The organism is Psittacicella hinzii (genome assembly GCF_003585935.1).
Classification (GTDB): Bacteria; Pseudomonadota; Gammaproteobacteria; order Enterobacterales; family Psittacicellaceae; genus Psittacicella; species Psittacicella hinzii.
On the sequence record NZ_NRJG01000141.1, the window covers coordinates 1 to 1498 of the forward strand.

The following is a 1498-nucleotide window of genomic DNA, read 5'->3' on the forward strand; positions in this document are numbered from 1 at the left end:
GCATACCATGTTTTAGGAACAAGAAATTTTAAGATTAAGTATCAAAAATTAAATACTTAGATGAAAAATTTTACCAAAGTTAATTAATTTTTGGATATAATAAGTTATTGTTTTTTATTGCATAGCATGAGGCTATGTTAGTTTTCACAACCCCATTTGAATGATTCAAATTGGATGTTTTTTTAATTTAAATTTATATTTACACCATGGAAAATTTTGCTCAACTATTTGAAGCGTCAATTCTTAACACACCAAAAGTTGGTGAAGTAGTAGAAGGTACTGTAATCGGTTTTCAAAAAGGTTTCGTTATTGTAGATGCAGGCTTAAAATCAGAAGCTCAAATCGATGCTGAAGAGTTTAAAAATGCTAACGGCGAATTAACTGTTAAAGTTGGTGATAAAATCGAAGTTGCAGTTGAATCATTAGAAAATGGTCAAGGCGACGTTACTTTATCTCGCAAAAAAGCTAAAACTCTACAAGTTTGGAAAAAATTACAAGAAATCCACGATAACAAAGAAACTATTACTGGTCACGTATCATCTAAAGTTAAAGGTGGCTATACAGTTGAGATCGATGGTATTCGTGCATTCTTACCAGGTTCATTAGTAGAATTACGTCCATCACGTGATAACGCTAACATCGAAGGTAAAGATCTAGAATTCAAAGTTATCAAACTTGATCAAAAACGTAACAACATCGTTGTATCTCGCCGTGCAGTTCTTGAAAACGAAGACAACGCAGACCGTGAAGCTCTAATCGAAACATTAGAAGAAGGTAAAGTTGTTAAAGGTACAATCAAAAACCTAACTGACTACGGTGCATTCGTAGATTTAGGTGGTGTTGACGGTTTACTACACATTACTGACATGTCTTGGAAACGTGTTAAACACCCAAGCGAAGTAGTAGCTGTAGGTGAACAAGTTGAAGTTGTTGTATTAAAATTTGACAAAGAAAAAGTACGTGTTTCTTTAGGCTTAAAACAATTACAAGCTGATCCATGGGAAGAAGTAGTTGCTAAATACCAAGTTGGTGATAAATTAACTGGTAAAGTAACTAACTTAGCTGAATATGGTTGCTTCGTAGAAATTTTAGGTGGTATCGAAGGTTTAGTTCACGTTTCAGAAATGGATTGGACTAACAAAAACGTTCACCCATCTAAAGTAGTTTCATTAGGTGAAGAAGTACAAGTACAAATCTTAGAAATCGATGAAGTTCGTCGTCGTATTTCTTTAGGTATCAAACAATGTAAAGAAAACCCATGGGCTAAGTTCGCTGAAACTTATTCACGTGGTCAAAAAGTAACTGGTAAAATCAAATCAATCACTGACTTCGGTATCTTCATCGGTCTAGAAGGTGGTATTGATGGTTTAGTACACGTTTCTGATTTAGGTAACGGTTCGAACGAAGAATTAGTACGTCAATACAAAAAAGGTGACGAAGTTACTGCAGTAGTATTACAAATTGATGCTGAAAAAGAACGTATTTCTTTAGGTATCAA

At 34.0% G+C, this 1498-nt stretch carries 1 protein-coding gene; it reads left to right on the forward strand.

What is annotated here, in order from left to right:
• Window positions 1–206 precede the first annotated feature (206 nt).
• Window positions 207–1498: 30S ribosomal protein S1 (locus CKF58_RS06860; RefSeq protein ID WP_119532300.1), on the forward strand; the 1292-nt coding region annotated here is incomplete at its 3' end.